Source organism: Collinsella sp. AF05-9 (genome assembly GCF_003465595.1).
Lineage (GTDB): Bacteria > Actinomycetota > Coriobacteriia > Coriobacteriales > Coriobacteriaceae > Collinsella.
The window spans coordinates 1-17,624 of record NZ_QSBB01000035.1; the positions used below are offsets into that span (position 1 = coordinate 1).

14 protein-coding genes are annotated in these 17,624 nt (G+C 58.1%); 11 read left to right on the forward strand and 3 right to left on the reverse strand.

The genetic code is table 11. The features are described from left to right. Positions 1–140: 140 nt before the first annotated feature. The 3 genes from DWV43_RS08640 to DWV43_RS08650 are packed head-to-tail and all read right to left on the reverse strand — an operon-like array spanning position 141 to position 4,809. Entirely contained in the window at positions 141–1,997 is a 1,857-nt protein-coding gene (locus tag DWV43_RS08640) for an ABC transporter ATP-binding protein (RefSeq protein WP_117818093.1), read from the reverse strand. After that, a complete protein-coding gene (locus DWV43_RS08645) occupies positions 1,997–4,363 on the reverse strand; it encodes an ABC transporter ATP-binding protein (RefSeq protein WP_117818094.1) in 2,367 nt (788 codons plus the stop codon). Before DWV43_RS08645 ends, DWV43_RS08640 begins: the two co-directional genes overlap by 1 nt. Then, positions 4,360–4,809: a MarR family winged helix-turn-helix transcriptional regulator gene (locus DWV43_RS08650; protein WP_117818096.1), complete on the reverse strand. Its 450-nt coding sequence runs from the start codon at positions 4,807–4,809 to the stop codon at positions 4,360–4,362. The genes DWV43_RS08645 and DWV43_RS08650 overlap by 4 nt, the downstream gene beginning before the upstream one ends. Positions 4,810–5,346: 537 nt before the next feature. Here DWV43_RS08650 and pflB point away from each other — a divergent pair. The 11 genes from pflB to yihA all read left to right on the forward strand — a co-directional run bounded on the left by pflB (position 5,347) and on the right by yihA (position 17,437). After that, positions 5,347–7,398, forward strand: a complete 2,052-nt coding sequence (gene pflB, locus DWV43_RS08655) for a formate C-acetyltransferase (RefSeq protein ID WP_089572355.1) — start codon at positions 5,347–5,349, stop codon at positions 7,396–7,398. A gap of 85 nt (positions 7,399–7,483) precedes the next feature. Then, positions 7,484–7,735 (forward strand): autonomous glycyl radical cofactor GrcA3, encoded by a 252-nt coding sequence (gene grcA3 / locus DWV43_RS08660; RefSeq protein ID WP_055252439.1) that lies wholly within the window; start codon positions 7,484–7,486, stop codon positions 7,733–7,735. Positions 7,736–8,037: 302 nt separating this feature from the next. Continuing rightward, positions 8,038–9,048, forward strand: a complete 1,011-nt coding sequence (locus DWV43_RS08665) for a LacI family DNA-binding transcriptional regulator (RefSeq protein WP_117818098.1) — start codon at positions 8,038–8,040, stop codon at positions 9,046–9,048. A 184-nt stretch (positions 9,049–9,232) separates the two neighbouring features. Next, the gene (locus tag DWV43_RS08670) at positions 9,233–10,615 is read left to right on the forward strand and encodes a family 43 glycosylhydrolase (RefSeq protein WP_117818100.1); all 1,383 of its coding nucleotides are present in this window, start codon (positions 9,233–9,235) and stop codon (positions 10,613–10,615) included. A 45-nt stretch (positions 10,616–10,660) separates the two neighbouring features. Continuing rightward, entirely contained in the window at positions 10,661–12,112 is a 1,452-nt protein-coding gene (locus tag DWV43_RS08675) for a PTS transporter subunit EIIC (RefSeq protein WP_117818102.1), read from the forward strand. A gap of 99 nt (positions 12,113–12,211) precedes the next feature. Beyond that, the gene (locus tag DWV43_RS08680) at positions 12,212–13,654 is read left to right on the forward strand and encodes a glycoside hydrolase family 32 protein (protein WP_117818104.1); all 1,443 of its coding nucleotides are present in this window, start codon (positions 12,212–12,214) and stop codon (positions 13,652–13,654) included. Positions 13,655–13,920: 266 nt separating this feature from the next. After that, entirely contained in the window at positions 13,921–14,775 is an 855-nt protein-coding gene (locus DWV43_RS08685) for a DegV family protein (RefSeq protein ID WP_117736115.1), read from the forward strand. Between the two features lie 175 nt (positions 14,776–14,950). Beyond that, a complete protein-coding gene (gene pflA / locus DWV43_RS08690) occupies positions 14,951–15,769 on the forward strand; it encodes a pyruvate formate-lyase-activating protein (protein ID WP_117818106.1) in 819 nt (272 codons plus the stop codon). 43 nt (positions 15,770–15,812) lie between these two features. Further along, a complete protein-coding gene (locus DWV43_RS10220) occupies positions 15,813–15,989 on the forward strand; it encodes a hypothetical protein (RefSeq protein WP_158569860.1) in 177 nt (58 codons plus the stop codon). A gap of 78 nt (positions 15,990–16,067) precedes the next feature. Then, complete coding sequence (gene mtnN / locus DWV43_RS08700; protein WP_117818108.1) at positions 16,068–16,808, forward strand: 5'-methylthioadenosine/S-adenosylhomocysteine nucleosidase; 741 nt, start codon at positions 16,068–16,070, stop codon at positions 16,806–16,808. A gap of 38 nt (positions 16,809–16,846) precedes the next feature. After that, a complete protein-coding gene (yihA, locus tag DWV43_RS08705; RefSeq protein WP_117818110.1) occupies positions 16,847–17,437 on the forward strand; it encodes a ribosome biogenesis GTP-binding protein YihA/YsxC in 591 nt (196 codons plus the stop codon). Positions 17,438–17,624 lie beyond the last annotated feature (187 nt).

Here is a 17,624-nt window from a genome sequence, read left to right on the forward strand (position 1 = left end):
ACTTGCAGCGACGGACCTCGGGACGCTCTTACACCACGTCTGCGCGCGCCACCTCGGTTCGAGGCCACAGAACGAAAAACGGGGGCACAGGATGAACCTGCGCCCCCGTTTTTGGGTATTGCGGTTGTTTGCCGCCGAATTTACGCCGCTTCGTCGAACTGCGAGTTGTACAGGTCGGCGTAGAAGCCGCCCTGGGCGAGCAACTCGTCGTGTGTGCCCTTCTCGACGATGTCGCCGTCGCGAATCACCAAGATTACGTCGGCGTTGCGGATCGTGGACAGGCGATGCGCGATGACAAAGCTCGTGCGGCCCTGCATCAGCGCATCCATGGCGCGTTGGATGAGCTCCTCGGTTCGGGTGTCCACGTTAGAGGTCGCCTCGTCCAGAATCAGCGCCGGGCGGTCGGCCAAAATGGCGCGGGCAATAGTCACGAGCTGGCGTTGGCCCTGCGACAGGTTAGTGCCTTCCTCGTTGATCATAAAGTCGTAGCCGCCTGCGAGCGTATGGATAAAGTGATCGCAGCGTGCGGCGCGTGCAGCGGCCTCGACCTCGGCATCGCTTGCATCGGGGCGTCCGTAGCGGATGTTCTCGCGGATGGTGCCGTTAAACAGCCAGGTATCCTGCAGCACCATGGCAAACTCGCCGCGAAGTGCCGCGCGGTCCCAGTCGCGCACGTCGATGCCCTCGACACGCAGCGAACCGCCGTCCACGTCATAGAAGCGCTGAAGCAGCTTGATGAGCGTGGTCTTGCCGGCGCCGGTAGGGCCGACGATGGCGATGGTCTGACCGGGCTCGGCCTCGCAGCTAAAGTCGTGGATGATGGTCTTGTCCGGCGTGTAGCCAAACTTGACATGCTCAAACTCCACGTGGCCGGGGCGCTTCTCGGGGATCTGCGCGTCGGCCTTCTGCTCCTCCTCGGGCGCGGCCAGGAACTCAAACACGCGCTCGGTGGCGGCGGCCATCGACTGCATCGTGTTGCTCACGTTGCCCAGCTGCTGCACGGGCTGCGTAAAGTTGCGAACGTACTGGATAAAGCTCTGAATATCGCCAGGCGTGGCATTGCCGGTCAGCGCGAGCTGCGCGCCCACCACGACGACGCCCACGTAGCCCATGTTGCCCACCAAGCTCATAAGCGGCATCATCAGGCCCGACAGGAACTGCGAGCGCCAACCGCTAATAAAGAGGCGGTCGTTTTGGCGGTCGAACTCCTCGATCGAGGCCTCGGCGCGGTCGAACACCTGAATGACGTTCTGGCCGGCAAAATCCTCCTCGATAATGCCGTTGACGGTGCCCAGAACCTGCTGCTGCTCGCGGAAGTACGGCTGTGAGAAGCGAATCATCACCATCAAGATAATCGCGGCTGCCGGCAGCGTGAGCACGGTGACGCCGGTAAGTGGCAGGCTGATCGATAGCATCATGACGAGCACGCCGATAATCTGCGTCACTGACGTGATGAGCTGCGTCACGGACTGGTTGAGGCTCTGACCCAGCGTATCGACGTCGTTGGTGATGCGGCTGAGCACGTCGCCCTTGCTGTGGCCGTTGAAGTAGCTCATCGGCACGACGGCGATCTTGGCGGCGATTTCCTTGCGCATACGGTAACAAATCTTTTGCGTGACGCCGGTCATAAGCCAGCCTTGGATGAGGCTGCAGACAGAGCTTGCCAGATACAGGCAGAGCAAAAAGCCGAGCGTCTTGGCGATCCAGGCAAAGTCGACATCGCCGGTACCGTTGACCTTGGCAACCAGGCCCTCGAACAGCTTGGTCGTAACCTGGCCAAGTACCTTTGGCCCCACAATGTTAAAGATGACCGAGCACACGGCAAAAGCGACGGCGGCAAACACGGCAATCTTGTGCTGGCCGATATAGCCGAGCAGCTGCCTCATGGTGCCCTTAAAGTCCTTGGCCTTTTCGCCGCGACGCATGCCGCCCATGCGGCCCATGGGACCACGCTGGCGGGTGGGCTTGGGAATCTGAGTCTTGGTCTCGTCTGCCATTAGCGCTCGCCTCCTTCCATGACGGCTGCAATTTCTTCTTGGGTAAGCCCCAGCTCCTCGGCGGAAAGCTGCGACTGTGCGATCTCCAGGTACGCCGGGCAGTTGTGCAGCAGCTCCTCGTGCGTGCCGGTGCCCACCACGTGGCCGTCGTCGAGCACGATGATCTGGTCGGCATGCATGATGGTCGCGATGCGCTGGGCCACGACCACGAGCGCCGCGTCGGTGACGTTTTTGGCCAGTTCCTCGCGCAGGCGCGCGTCGGTCTTGTAGTCGAGGGCGCTAAACGAGTCATCGAACACCACAACCTCGGGCTTTTTGGCCAATGCGCGGGCGATGGCCAAGCGCTGGCGCTGACCGCCCGAGACATTGGAGCCGCCCTGGCTGATGGGGGAGTCGTAGCCGTCCTCGCGCTCGGCGATAAAGTCCTCGGCTTGGGCGATGCGCGCGGCCCGGTGCATGTCCTCGTCGCTCACCATGTCGCCGGCAAACTTGAGGTTGCTCTCAACGGTGCCCGAGAATAGACGACCCTGCTGCGGGATGTAACCAATGCGGCGGCGCAGCTCGGAAAGGGTCATGTCACGCACGTCGATGCCGTCGAGCGAAATGCTGCCGCCCGTGACGTCGTACAGGCGCGGAATCAGCTGCACGAGCGTGGACTTGCCCGAGCCCGTGGAGCCGATGATGCCGAGCATCTGACCGGCGTGCGTGGTGAAGTTCACGCCGCTAATGACATCGGCGCGGGCATCGGGATACTGGAAGCTCACGTCGCGGAAAGTGAGCTCACCGTGCGGCGCGCTGGCCGCGGGCAGTTTGGGCGAGGCGGGGTCGTTGATGCTCGTGGGGCAAGTGATGACCTCTTCCACGCGCTCGGCTGCGACCTCGGCACGGGGCAGGATAACCGAAACCATGGTGAGGATCATAAACGCCATGACGATCTGCATGGTATAGGAGATAAACGCCATCATGTTGCCGACCTGCATCACGCCGTCGGACACACCCTGTGCGCCAAACCAGACGATAAGCACGGTGATGCAGTTCATGACGAGCATCATGAGCGGCATCATAAAGCTCATAGCTCGGTTGGTGTAGAGCTGCGTGGTCATCAGATCGAGCGATGCCTTGTCAAAACGCTCGAGCTCATGCTCCTCGCGGTTGAACGAGCGGATGGGCATAAGACCGTCGAGCAGCTCGCGGGCGGTGAGGTTCACGCGGTCCACAAAGCTCTGCATCTTTTTGAACTTGGGCATGGTAAGGCCCATGAGCACGCCGACGACGGCCGAGACCGCGATGATGGCCACGGCGATGGTCCACTCCAGGCCGGTGTGGTTGGCCAGGACGCGCATGACCGCGACAACACCCATGACAGGCGCCATGAGGCACATGCGGATAAACAGAGTTGCTGCCATCTGGATCTGCTGAATGTCGTTGGTGCAGCGGGTGATGAGCGAGGCCTGGCTAAACTTGCCCACCTCGGCCGGCGAAAAGTGCATGACCTTGTTGAAGGTCTCGCGGCGCAGGTCGCGGGCGATGGAACAGGCGGTGCGCGAAGCCACGGCGCCGGTCAGGATGGTGGCGACGAGCGACACCAGGCACAGGCCAAACATCGTGGTGGCCATGCGGCCCAGGTAGGCGTTCTGTACGTCGGCGGGGTCGATGCCCTGCGCCTTGTACTCGTCCTGCACGTAGGTCACGGCGCGCTGTGTAACGATGGAACCCGACATGGAGCCCATTTTGTCCGCCATCTCGTTGGCACCTTCGACGAGCTTGCCCTGATCAATCAGGCCACCTTCAATGCCAAGACGCAGGCTCTTCATGGTGATCTTGCCGCCGTCGGCATCAATCTGCTTTTGCATGTTCTGCGCCGCTGCGGCTTTCTGCTGCATATCGGCGAGTTGCTCGGGCGTCATCGCCGCCATCTGCTCGGGGGTGGGCATGGCCTGGGCGGCGCTGTTGCCTTTTTCGTTGGACGTGCCCATCATGTCGCCCATGGAGCTGGCGTCGATGCCCTGGCTGAGCGAAAGGACGACGGTCTCGGGCAGGCTCATGATGTCGGCAATCTTGCCGCCGTCGGCGCGCTCCTCCTCGGTGCCCTTGTACGTTCGAATGCCGTTGTTGTCCGCCTTGCTAAACACGGCATCCACAGCTTTGGCGTCCTTGGCGCCCATAAAGAGCTCGAGGTCATCGAGCGATTCGGCGCGAATGGTGTCGGGCACGGGCGAGGCGATGCCGCCTTGCTGCACGCCCACATCGACGATGTCACTCATATACGTAGGCAGCGCTAGGTCGGCGTTGCAGCTGATTACGATAAGTACGATAGCCGTGAGCAGCGCCAGGACATGCTTTTTAAAGAGCTTGAGAATCCTCACTCGGCATCTCTCCTTTCGTGATTGCGATCGATAATTTCGTTGGCTCGCCTTAGAAGGCGCACCATCTCTTGGGTATCCGTTTCGCCGAGCTGCTCGAGAAAGGCCGCGGTGCGGTCCTCGAATTCCCGACGTTTGATTTCGAGGTCTTGTCGGCCTTTGTCGGTCACCGTGACGTGTACGCGACGACGGTCGGTTTTTGAGTGCTCGCGCTCGATCCAGCCCTTGCCCTCGAGGGCGCGCAGGATGTTGGCGATGCGGGCGCTCGAGACCCAAGCGCGATCGGCGAGTTCGCTCGGCGTAAGCGAACCGCCGGCGAGCATGAGAGCGCGCATGACAGCCATCTCGCCGCCGAGAGCTTTGTCCGCAAAGCGCGAAATGCGCTGATGCATGCTGCCAAACTCAGTTAAGAGCTGACGCCCAAGCTCATGGAAATCGGTATCTTCCACCGAAAACCCCTAACACTAGAAACTATTTTTGGTGAAAGATGATACCCCTGTATGCACACCTTATGCGGTAGATTTTGGGACATGCCTAGAAAACTCTCCGTACACCGTCGGTACCAGCAAAGTTGGGGGCAGATCGTTAGACATGTCCTAAAGCCTACTCAGAGGCACTTTACTCTGCTAAAGCTGGCATAACAGCTAGAGTGAAGGACGTATAAAGGCAAGGGGAAATATCAAGCGAATCGGTGAACGGTAGCTGATGGTGGGAGCGTTTCCTGCGGATTTGTTAAAAACAACCTTATGGTATAAAAAAAGAAACATATAACAGCCCTGATGAAGGGGGTGGCTATGTTATCCTTCTCAAACGGGTGAAATCTTGGGTTTTGGGTTGCAGTTCCAAGGTGGACAAACGTTTTTCCCTGTACCAACGTGTGGTGAAGAACGGAAGAAGCCGGTAGTGCAAGCCGATAATTCAAGAATTCAATAAGCAGCGGTGTGAGAGAGCGCCGCATTACACGTAACTAGGAGCGTGGTTACACAATGCAGGAGGCATGGGAAGGCTTCAAGGAAGGCATCTGGACGGGAGAGGTTGACGTCCGAGACTTCATCCAGAAGAACTACACCCCCTACGAGGGCGACGAGTCGTTCCTCGCCGGCCCGACCGAGCGTACCAAGGAGCTGTGGGGCGAGGTTCTCGACCTGCTGCTCAAGGAGCGCGAGCAGGGCGGCGTCCTCGATATGGACACCAAGACCGTCACAGGTATCGTGAGCCACCCCGCTGGCTACATCGATAACGCCCACCGCGAGATGGAGACCATCGTCGGCCTCCAGACCGACAAGCCGCTCAAGCGCGCGCTGCACGTCAACGGCGGTATCCGCATCGCTTGCCAGGCTGCCAGCCAGCACGGCTACAAGATCGACGAGAACGTTGTCGAGCGCTACACCTTCGAGCGCAAGACTCACAACGCCGGCGTCTTCGATGTCTACACCCCCGAGATGCGCGCCTGCCGCTCGGCCCACATCATCACCGGTCTGCCCGATGGCTATGGCCGCGGCCGCATCATCGGCGACTACCGTCGTGTCGCCCTGTACGGTGTCGACTACCTGATCAAGGACAAGGAGGCCCAGAAGGCTTCCACCCCGACGGTCATGACCGCCGACAACATCCGCGATCGTGAGGAGCTGCAGGAGCAGATCCGCGCCCTCGGCGAGCTCAAGATGATGGCCGAGACCTATGGTTTCGACATTTCCAACCCTGCTACCAACACGCAGGAGGCCATCCAGTGGATGTACTTCGCCTACCTCGCTTCCGTCAAGGAGCAGAACGGCGCCGCTATGTCCATCGGCCGTACCTCCACGTTCATCGACATCTACGCTGAGCGCGACCTTGCCAACGGTACCTTCACCGAGGAGCAGATCCAGGAGTTCGTGGATCACTTCATCATGAAGCTCCGCATGGTCAAGTTTGCCCGTACCCCCGAGTACCAGGCCCTGTTTACCGGCGATCCGCAGTGGGTCACCGAGTCCATCGGCGGCATGGGTGTTGACGGCCGTACGCTCGTTACCAAGATGAGCTACCGCTACCTGCACACGCTCGAGAACATGGGCACCAGCCCCGAGCCCAACATGACCGTTCTGTGGTCGACCCGTCTGCCCGAGAACTTCAAGAAGTTCTGCGCCAAGACTTCTGTCGCCAGCTCCTCGATCCAGTACGAGAACGACGACCTCATGCGCGTCTACCACGGCGACGACTACGGCATTGCCTGCTGCGTGTCCTCCATGCGCATCGGCAAGGAGATGCAGTTCTTCGGCGCCCGCGCCAACCTGGCCAAGTGCCTGCTGTACGCACTCAACGGCGGTGTTGACGAGGTCTCCAAGAAGCAGGTCGGCCCCAAGTATCGCGCCGTCGAGGGCGATACGCTCGATTACGACGACGTCGTGGCCAAGTACAACGACATGATGAAGTGGCTCGCTGGCGTGTACGTCAACTCGCTGAACATCATTCACTACATGCACGACAAGTATTGCTACGAGCGCATCCAGATGGCTCTACACGACAAGCATGTGCACCGCTGGTTCGCTACGGGCATTGCTGGCCTTTCCGTCGTGGCTGACTCCCTGTCCGCCATCAAGTACGCCAAGGTCCACCCCGTCCGCGACGAGAACGGCATCATTGTCGACTTCGAGACCGAGGGCGAGTTCCCCAAGTACGGTAACGACGACGACCGCGTCGACCAGATCGCTCACGACGTTGTGCACCAGTTCATGGAGTACATCCGCATGAACGACACCTACCGCAACTCCGTGCCCACGACCTCGGTTCTGACCATCACCTCCAACGTCGTGTACGGCAAGAAGACCGGCTCCACCCCCGACGGCCGCAAGGCTGGCCAGCCGTTCGCCCCGGGTGCTAACCCCATGCACAAGCGCGATAGCCACGGCGCCATCGCTTCGCTGTCTTCGGTTTCCAAGCTCCCGTTCCGCGATGCTCAGGACGGCATCTCCAACACCTTCTCCATCATCCCGGGTGCGCTCGGCAAGGAGGACCAGGTGTTCTTTGGCGATATCGACCTTGATCAGCTGGGCGAGTAACTATTGTTAGTGCTATACTAACAATAACGATTACTGATTAGCGCGCCGGTTTCGGCCGGCGCCTATCAATCGAAGGAGACACATTATGAAGGTTTCTGAAGTTTCCGAGACTCAGGCCGATAACCTGGTCCACATGCTCGACGCTTACGCCGAGAAGGGTGGCCACCACCTGAACATCAACGTCTTCAACCGTGAGACGCTGCTCGACGCTCAGGCTCACCCCGAGAAGTACCCGCAGCTGACCATTCGCGTTTCCGGCTACGCCGTGAACTTCCACACGCTTACCAAGGAGCAGCAGGACGAGGTCATTTCGCGCACCTTCCACAACAAGTTCTAAAGGGGTTTAACTCCCGCAGGATCGCCGGGGCTGTTTGGGCTACCTCCCAAAACGTCCTCGGACATGCAAGAAGCCCTCGCTGCGCACTTCGTGCGGCGAGGGCTTCTTGCGTCCTGCGGAATATTTTGGGAGGTAGCCCAAACAGCCCCGGCGGGGTCCTGTGTAGTCACCCTTTAGGCGGAACTCTCCTAATTATTTGGATGAGTCGTTTACTTACTTGTACTGTTACCGTCTTCCCACTGTTGTTGGGGTATGCTTTGTTCGTATGTAAACGTATGACATGTTGATGAGGGGAGGGTGCTATGGCTCGCGAGGGTGCTCGTTCTAAGGATTCTGCTAAGCCTGGCATCAAGGAAGTTGCAGCGGTGGCGGGGGTTTCGCCTACTACGGTATCTCGCGTGCTTAATAATCGCGGCTATATTAGCCAAGAGACCCGCGATAAGGTCCATGCCGCGATGGAGCGTATCAACTATACGCCCAACGATATCGCCCGTGCCATGCTCAACGGTCGCCTGAATCTAATCGGTATGATCGTTCCCTATGTCAGCAGCCCGTTTCATGCACAAGCGGTCCAAGCCGTTGAGCGTACCCTGGCCGAAAACGGTTTTAAGATGTTGCTGTGCAATAGCGCCAATCGACCTGATCTTGAGCGTTCTTATATCGATATGCTTCGGCGCAATATGGTTGATGGCGTCATCGTCAACTCGCTTAATATCGGTGCCGAGGCGTATGCCGAGATGGGCTTGAGTCTGGTTGGTATCGACTGCGACCTTGGCGAGGCCTCTGTTCAGATTGCGAGCGACAGCTATAGCATCGGCGAACTTGCCACGCGTCGCCTGATCGATGACGGGTGTTCGCGCATCTTGTGCCTGCGCAACAATAGCCGCATGCGTATGCCTGCCAATAAGCGTACCGATGCCTACCACGATGTTGTGGAGCAGGCCGGTTTGCCCGCGCTTGTCCGTGAGGTCGAGTTCGTTAAGTCCGACGACGAAAAGAGCGCGGTCGTTGCGAAGATCCTCGATGAGAACCCCGATATTGACGGCATCTTTGCGGGAGACGACACGATGGCGGCCATCTGTCTCAACGTGATGAAGCAACGCGGCTTGAGCGCTCCGGACGATATTAAGGTCGTGGGCGCGGATGGTGCCCGCCGCACCATGACGTTTATGCCTGACTTAACAACCGTACGCCAAGATATCGATCGCATCGGAGAGCTCGCGGCGCAATCCATCATCGCTCTTATTAACGGCGATAAGCCCGGATCGAATATCAAACTCCCCGTTGAACTCATTGAGGGCAAAACCGCGTAGTTCATCCCGTGCCAAAAGAATTCCTCAAACGCCTCTGATGACCGTTCGCCGGCATATGTCAACCGTTTGCCGACGACTGGAACTGCGAAAAGACGTATTGGTGTGAAAACGTTTGACATATGAAAACGATTGACATATCTTGCAGTTGTACCGAGTTAGTATCTTGCGGGAAAGGAAGTCTCGGATGCACAAGGTGTATTACCAGCCTGAGGGAATTTGGGTAGGCGACATCATGCCGTACGGCGAGGACGGCACGTTCTATCTCTATCACCAGCGTGACACGCGTAACCCCGGACCTTTCGGAGAGCCGTTTGGCTGGGCGCTCGCTACGACCAAGGACTTCGTCAATTACAAAGACTTTGGCGAGAGCCTTGAGCGTGGCGGCGACGAGGAAGTCGACCAGTATGTTTATGCCGGCACGGTGTTTAAGGTGGGCGACAAGTACCATGCGCTCTACACTGGTTGCAATCGCGATAAGGTCCGCGCACGTTTGATGAAGCAGGTTCTTCTTCACGCAACGAGTGACGACGCCGTCAAGTGGGAGAAGAACATCGCCGAGACGCTGCTTCCGCCCCAAGAGGGTTACGATGACCGCAACTGGCGCGATCCCTTTGTGCTTTGGGATGAGGAGAACGAAGAGTACATGCTCATCCTCGGCACGCGTGTGGGCGAGGACAAGCGTCTGATGACCGGTCGTCTGGTCAAGTTCACCTCCAAGGACCTGGATACCTGGGAGTTCCAGGGCGACTGGTGGAATCCGGGCCTGTACACCATGTTTGAGATGCCTGATCTCTTTAAGATGGGCGACTGGTGGTATCTGGTGTTCTCTGAGTACAGCGATGGCAACAAGACCCGTTACCGCATGTCTCGCTCTATCAACGGTCCCTGGATTACTCCTGCGGACGATTCCTTCGATGGCCGCGCGTACTATGCCGCACGTACCGCATTTGATGGCGAGCGCCGCGTTCTCTTTGGTTGGGTTCCTACGCGTGACGAGGGCGGCGACCCCAGCTCTTACCTGTGGGGTGGCACCTTTATGCCCCTCGAGATCGTTCAGCGTGCCGACGGAACGCTTGGCACCAAACTCCCCGACAGCATGCTTGGCGCCTTTGGCGAGGCTAAGGCAGTCGAGGCCTTTGAGCTTTCCTGCGAGTCGGGCAAGGTCGAGCAGGTGCTCGCTGCGGATGCCGGTTCCACCTATATGCTCGACGCCGACATCGAGCTCGCCGGTGACGCTGCCGGCTTCTCGGTGAAGCTCGCCGAGGACGCCGAGTCTGGTCTTGCCTATGAGTTCCGCGCTAACCTGCGTGTGGGCAAGCTCGAGTTTACGGCGGCCCCCCAGTATCCGTGGTTCCAGGTCAACAACATGGGCCTCGAGCGTCCGTTGTTCTTTAAGGGCGAGGGCACTCATCATGTGCGCCTGGTCGTTGACGACGATATCGCGACCATCTTTGTCGATGATGTTGCGCTTAACGCTCGCTTCTGCAATAAGCAGGGCCAGGGTGTGGCGCTGACGGTCACCGACGGTACGGTCAAGTGCGCAAATGCAACGATCGCATCTCTGTAATGGCCACAAAACGTCTTATGATTTCGTAAGGGAATGGAGAGGAACATGGACTACAAAGTAGTGTCTCAGCAAGTCGTCGATAACGTCGGCGGTCTGGATAACATCGAGGGTGCCACGCATTGCGTTACGCGTCTGCGTCTGGTGCTCAAGGATACGAGCAAGTACAACAAGGCCGAGCTCGAGAACATCGATGGCGTCAAGGGCGTGCTGTACAACAGCGGCCAGCTCATGATCATCTTCGGTACCGGTACCGTAAACAAGGTCTATGATGAGTTTATGGCTCTGACGGGCGTTAAGGAGATCAGTGCTTCCGAGGTCAAGGGCGCCGAGGCGGACAAGAAGGGCAAGTTCTTCTCGGTCCTCAAGGTATTCTCGGACATCTTTATCCCCATCATTCCCGCTTTCGTCGGCGCTGCTATCATCATCGGCCTTAAGTCGCTGATCGTTGCCAACGGCCTCTTTGGCATGGAGGGCAGCCTTGCCGACCACAGCGAGTTCCTCAAGAACCTCGCAAGCTTCTTTGCCATTATCGCTACCACCTTCGATTACCTGCCTGTCCTGGTGATGTACAGCGCGGTCAAGCGTTTTGGCGGCAACCCGATCCTAGGTATCCTCGTCGGCATCGTCATGGTTCATCCGAGCCTTATGAACCGCAACGCGTTCGTTATGGACCCGACGGGTGCTGAGTATTGGAACTTTGGTCCGCTCTCCATTCCCATGGTTGCTTTCCAGGGCGGCGTGTTCCCCGCAATCCTGACCGCCTGGTTCATGGCCAAGGTCGAGAAGATTGCCCAGAAGTACATCCCCGAGGTCGTCTCGTTCGTCTTTGTCCCGACCGTTACCCTGATTCTTGCCAACGTCGCCCTGTTCACCGTGTTCGGCCCGCTCGGCAACCTGATTGGCGACGTCCTTGCCGGCGTAATCGATGTCCTGTACAACAGGATGGGCGTCTTTGGTGCCTTCGTCTTTGCCGCGTTCCTGCAGCCGCTCGTCGTTACCGGTACGCACCAGTTCATTCAGGGTATCGAGGCTAATCTCGTTGCCACGACCGGCTTCAACTACATCCAGGCCATCTGGTCCGTTTCCATCATCGCCCAGGGCGGCGGCGCCATCGGCATGTATCTCATTCACAAGAAGCATTCCAAAGAGCGCAACATCTGCATGTCGTCCTTTATCCCGACGCTGGTCGGAATCTCCGAGCCCGCTATCTTTGCTGCAAACATGCGCTACTCGATCATTCCGTTCATCTGCGCTTGCATCGGTGCAGGCTGCGGCGGTGCCTTCGTGAAGCTCTTTGAGGTGCGCGCTATCGGCCAGGGTCTGACCGGCGTACTTGGCCTGCTCATCGTCACGCCCGAGACCCTCGTGTGGTATGTGGCTGGCAATCTGATCGCTTTCTTCGTCCCGATCATCCTGATCTTTGCCTACAACAAGGCAAAGGGCGTTCCGACCACCGATGAAGAGGGTGCAGGCGCCGGCTTTGATGTCAGCTTCTAATCCAGATCCGTCAAGGTAATGTACGGGTCGACCTGTTGGAGAAGGGCGTTTGGCTCGCATGGGCCGGGCGTCCTTCTCCTCTACAAGAAGGACGATTGAATGTTCGATCAAAAACATAAGGTGACGCGCTCGGACTACGAGCTGTGGCGTGCCGGGCAGGATGAGACTGCGGCTCGCATCGCGGCTGACTCCGATAGACTTCTGTTCCATGCGGAGCCCGAGCTTGGCTGGCTCAATGATCCCAACGGTTTGGTGCAGGTTGGTGATACATACCACATCTATCACCAATACGATCCGTTTGATGCCGCGCACGGCGGACCGGTGCTGTGGAATCATCTGACGACGAAGGACTTTGTGACGTACGAGAACCGCGGTCCCGCGCTATTCCCCGATTCAGATCTAGACTCGAGCGGTGCGTATTCGGGGTCTGCATTTATGCACGACGGCAAGATTCACTACTTCTATACCGGTAACGTCAAGCATTTTGACCGCGATGATTATGACTATGTGCTGACAGGGCGCGACCAAAATCAGATTCACATGGTTACCGAGAACCCCGATAAATTGGGGGAGAAGCACATAGCTGTTGGTCCGGTCGATTACCCCGACGATATTAGTACGCACGTGCGCGACCCCAAGATCCTGGAGCACGACGGTATCTACTATATGGTTCTTGGTGCTCGTACGAAAGACGACCGCGGTTGCGTGCTCGTCTATACCTCGCACGATCTTGAGTGCTGGAAATATGCGACGCGTATTGAGCTCGGCGAGAAGTTCGGTTTTATGTGGGAGTGCCCCGATCTGTTTGAGCTTGATGGCGAGCTTATTCTCGTTTGCTGTCCGCAGGGCGTGCCCGCCGATGGTTGGCGTTACCAAAACCCGCATCAGTGCGTGTGGTTTCGTATTGAGGCCGATTGGGAGGCGCCTAGCTTTAAAATCGCCGGGCAGGGTATGCCCCCGATGGTCGATGCGGGTCTTGACTTCTATGCCCCTCAATCATTTGCAGATGCCGACGGTCGACGGATTATGATCGGTTGGGCCGGCTGCCCCGATGCAACGGCTCAAAACCCGACGGTGGAACGCGGATGGCAGTGCGCGCTTACCGTGCCGAGGGTGCTGAATATGCGCGACGGTAAGCTCTGTCAGTGGCCCGCGCGCGAGGTTGAGCAACTGCGCAAGGAGCGTGTTTCGGTGACCGCCGGAGAGACCGTCGGCTCTCCTGGTCGACTGTTTGATGCCGTCGTGTCGTGCCGGGGGACGAAGTCCATTGAGCTGGAAGTTCGTGAGGGCGTTGTCGTGTGCTTTGCCAACGGAATGCTCACACTTGATATGGGCGATGAGGGCTATGGACGCGACAAGAGGTCGGTTGAGCTCGACGAGCTTTACTGCCTGCGAGTCCTTTCGGATGCCACGATGCTCGAGGTATTTGTCAACGACGGCGAGGTTGCGCTTACGAGCCGCACCTATTCGTCTGCGGCGCCGGCGATGCAGTTGCGCGCCGAGGGCGACGCCTCGATGGAGTTTTACCGTCTGGCTCGCTAGCCGCATTGTGAGTGACCATGGCGTTTTGGATACACAGGCTTTCTTGGTGGCTACCGTTTATCGCATATAGCTACCGTTTGCGGAGTAAGTAACACTCATTACCAAACCGTGTAGAATCTCATGCAAGCACGGAGTATTTCAGGGAGACGCTGTCCTTTGTTGTGGCGAAGGGCGGCGTCTCTCTGGTGCTTGGGAGTCGTTGTTCAATTGGGCGACGGGCGTGCGCGCGTAATAAATAACCAACGTCGAGATGGGTCGTGATGATAATGGGCAAGTACGTAATCGTGGTTGAGTCTGGTTCGGATGTGACGCCGGAGCTCTGCGAGCGCTATGGCATCGTGCGCGTGCCCATGCATGTCACGATTGGTGACGAGACCGTCGAAGACGGCTCGATCGATCCGCTTGAGATTTATTCGCGCTGCAACGAGTTTGGCGTGATGCCCAAGACCAGTGGCTGCGCGCCTGCGGATTTTGCTCACGTGTACGACCGCATCCATGCCGAGCAGCCCGACGCGACCATTTTGCATCTCGCATATTCCGAGGCCACGACCTGCTCGCATCAGTCCTCCAAGATTGCAGCTAAGGGCCGCGACTACGTCTTCTCTATGGACACGCGTTTTGTTTCGGTTGGCCAGTCGCTCGTTGCCGTCGAGACCGCCAAATACATCGAGGCTCACCCCGATGCCACCGTCGATGAGATTTTTGCTTTTACGAACTCCGTCATGGACCGCGTGCTGCTGGGCTTTGTTCCTACCGACCTTGCCTTCCTTAAGGCGGGCGGTCGCTTGTCTAACGCCGCGTTCCTGGGCGCTCATCTGCTCAAGATTAAGCCCTGCATTGAGGTGACGGGTGGCAAGTTCGTGGCGACCAAGAAGCTCCGCGGCTCCATGCTCAAATGCGCCCGTGCCTTTATTGACCACATGGTTGCCAAGGGCGATATTGATTACTCGCACATTGGCTTGGCGTATTCGGTGGGCCTTTCCCAGGAGCTGCGCGACGACATGGAAGTCTATGCGCACGACCTGGGCTTTGAGGACGTTACCTGGACGCAGGTTGGCGGCGTCATCTCGAGCCATTGCGGCCCGACCGCCTTCGGCGCGGTGCTCACGCTTAAGGCGTAAAGGCCGCAGGCGAGCGTTCTCCAGCCTGACATCTCGACGTAGCCCCCCAGCCATGGTGATGGGGGATAGATTAAAACGTGCCGTTCTAGTCCGAGACGTTTAAACGCAAACGCATGGGCTAGAATGGCTCTGGCATTTTAATTGGTTGCATCCAAGGAGAGGCAAGGTAGCGCGAATGGCAGAAATGACGCTTGAGGGTGTGGATGCTCATCCCGAGGACTCTGCGTATGCCCTGGGTCGCGTGCATTCGATCGAGACGATGGGAACGGTCGACGGACCCGGCATCCGCTTTGTGGTGTTTGTTCAGGGCTGTCCCATGCGCTGCGCGTATTGCCACAATCCCGATACCTGGTCTGTTAACGGCGGCACGATGGTGACCGTCGAGCATCTCATGGACGAGTTCCAGAGCAACCATGAGTTCTACCGTAGCGGCGGCATTACCGTTTCGGGCGGCGAACCGCTCCTGCAGCCCGAGTTTTTGGCCGACCTGTTCCGTGCAATGCACAACAACCCCGATGGCCGCGTACACACCTGCCTAGACAGCTGTGGCTATGCATTTGATCCCAAGCATCCGGAGAAGTTCGATGCTGTTCTCAACGAGACCGATATGGTGCTGCTCGACATCAAGCATGCCGATCCGGTTGAGCATAAAAAGCTGACCGGTTGCGATCCTGCGCGCATCCTGGCGTTTGGCGATGAGCTTGCCCGTCGCAAGATTAAGGTTGTTATTCGCCACGTGGTGGTGCCGGGTATCACCGATACGGCGGAGGAATGCGAGAAGCTCGGTCGCCTGATCGCTCCATGGCACAACGTGGTGGGCCTGGAAATGCTGCCGTATCACACGATGGGTGTCGTCAAGTACGAGCAGCTGGGTATTCCCTATAAGCTCGAGGGCGTGCCCCAGATGGATACCGCGCGCATGCCCGAGCTGCGCAACGCCGTCATGGCCGGCATGAAAAAGCGCCGTGCGGAGCTCAGGTCGGCCATTGGCTAACAAGCCCGTCCCAAATTGACTACCCTTTAAGATGTGCAACAAGGTGGGTTGGGTCAGCGAGGATGGTTACTATTCGACATGCGATGCGGGCCTTATCGACATCGATGGCCGTACCTATGTCATGAGCGTCATGACATCGATGCCGTGGAGCGACCGCTCGAGCGAGGTTACGGCCGCGATTGCAAAGGCTCTGTTTGATACGCGAGCTGCACTGGCTTAGCGTGTTCGTTTGGCGAGGTCAAACAAAATGCTGGTACCATACCGTGGTTGAGAATTTCGTATAGGTTTGGGGAATGGTATGGCTACCATCGCGATTATCGGTGCGCTCGAAAAAGAGATCATGCAGATTAAGGAAGAGCTGAGCGACGTTTGCGAGGCGCGGGAGGCAGGCTTGACCGTTGTGAGCGGTGAGCTCGACGGTCTGACAGTTGTCGCCACAACGGCGGGCATGGGCACGGTGAACGCCGCCGCTGCAACACAGCACCTCATTAGCAAGTATGCTCCGCAGGCTGTTGTGTTTTCGGGCATTGCGGGCGGTTTGAACCCCAAGCTCCATATCGACGACGTGGTCATTGGCAAACGCCTACGCTATCTGGATACCGATACCGCGCTTATCGCCGAGTCCGCACCGGGGCTCGAGGAGTTTGGCTCGACACCCGCGCTGGTCGATATTGCCGTCGACGTGCTTGCTGAGCGTGGGTTTGTTGATGCTTCGACAAATGCAGCCGCTTCGAACGAGGGAGCCAAACAATTCCTGGTCGGCACGATTGCCACGGGTAACCGCTTTGTGACGGGCACCGCCATGCGCAACGACGCTATCGAGGCGACGCATGCCGATTGTGTCGGCATGGAGGGCGCGGCAATTGCCCATGTCGCAACCAAAAATGGTGTCGATTGCCTGGTGTTGCGCGCTATCAGCGATAATTGTGACGAGGCGTACGATGCAATTTGCGACCGAGAGTTCGATCTGTTCGAGTACGCGCGTGTCGCAAGTGACATCACGCTCGATATCGTCCGCCGCATTGCTGCTGCGCAATAGCGCGCTCTTTTGTAAGAACCTACGACCAAGGAGTGTCCATGGCCGATTCCATTAACTACCAGCTTGCCAAGTTCGTCGCCAGCTACGGCAAGGTTTCGCAGATTCCCGAGTCCACCTGCCCCGAGGTGAGCTTTGTCGGCCGCTCCAACGTGGGCAAGTCGTCGATTATGAACAAGCTCTTTGGCCGCAAGAACCTGGTCAAGGTTTCCAGTACGCCGGGCAAGACGAGCAACATCAACTTCTTTGAGGTCGACGACGTGCATTTCGTGGACCTGCCGGGTTACGGTTTCGCCCGTCGCTCCAAGGCCGAGCGCGACCGCTGGGCCGAGCTTATTGGCGACTTCTTTGACTCCGAGCGCAGCTTTAACCTGGTCGTATCGCTGGTTGACATTCGTCACGACCCCAGCAAGCTCGACCATGACATGATCGACTACCTGCAGGGCAACGAGTTCAACTTTATCGTTTGCCTCACCAAAGCCGACAAGCTCAGCCGCACCCAGCAGGCCCGCCAGGCAGCAGCCATCAAAAAGCAGCTCAACGTCCCGGCCGAGAACGTAATCATCACAAGCTCCCAGACCGGTACCGGTATCGACGAACTCAAAAAGCGCATCGCAGAGGCCTGCCTCTAGTAAGGGCTCCAGCCTAGCAAGAGCCCCTACCAATAAAAGGCCATAATTTCAGCCCGGCGCCCCTTCAAAGCGTGGGTCCCTGTAGACATCGCTAGTCACGTTACCATAGGGCCACCCAGGGGCATCCCCTTAAAAACATTCCGCACTGATATCTTCTGTATTGAAGACGTCGATGATGCACCCGTAT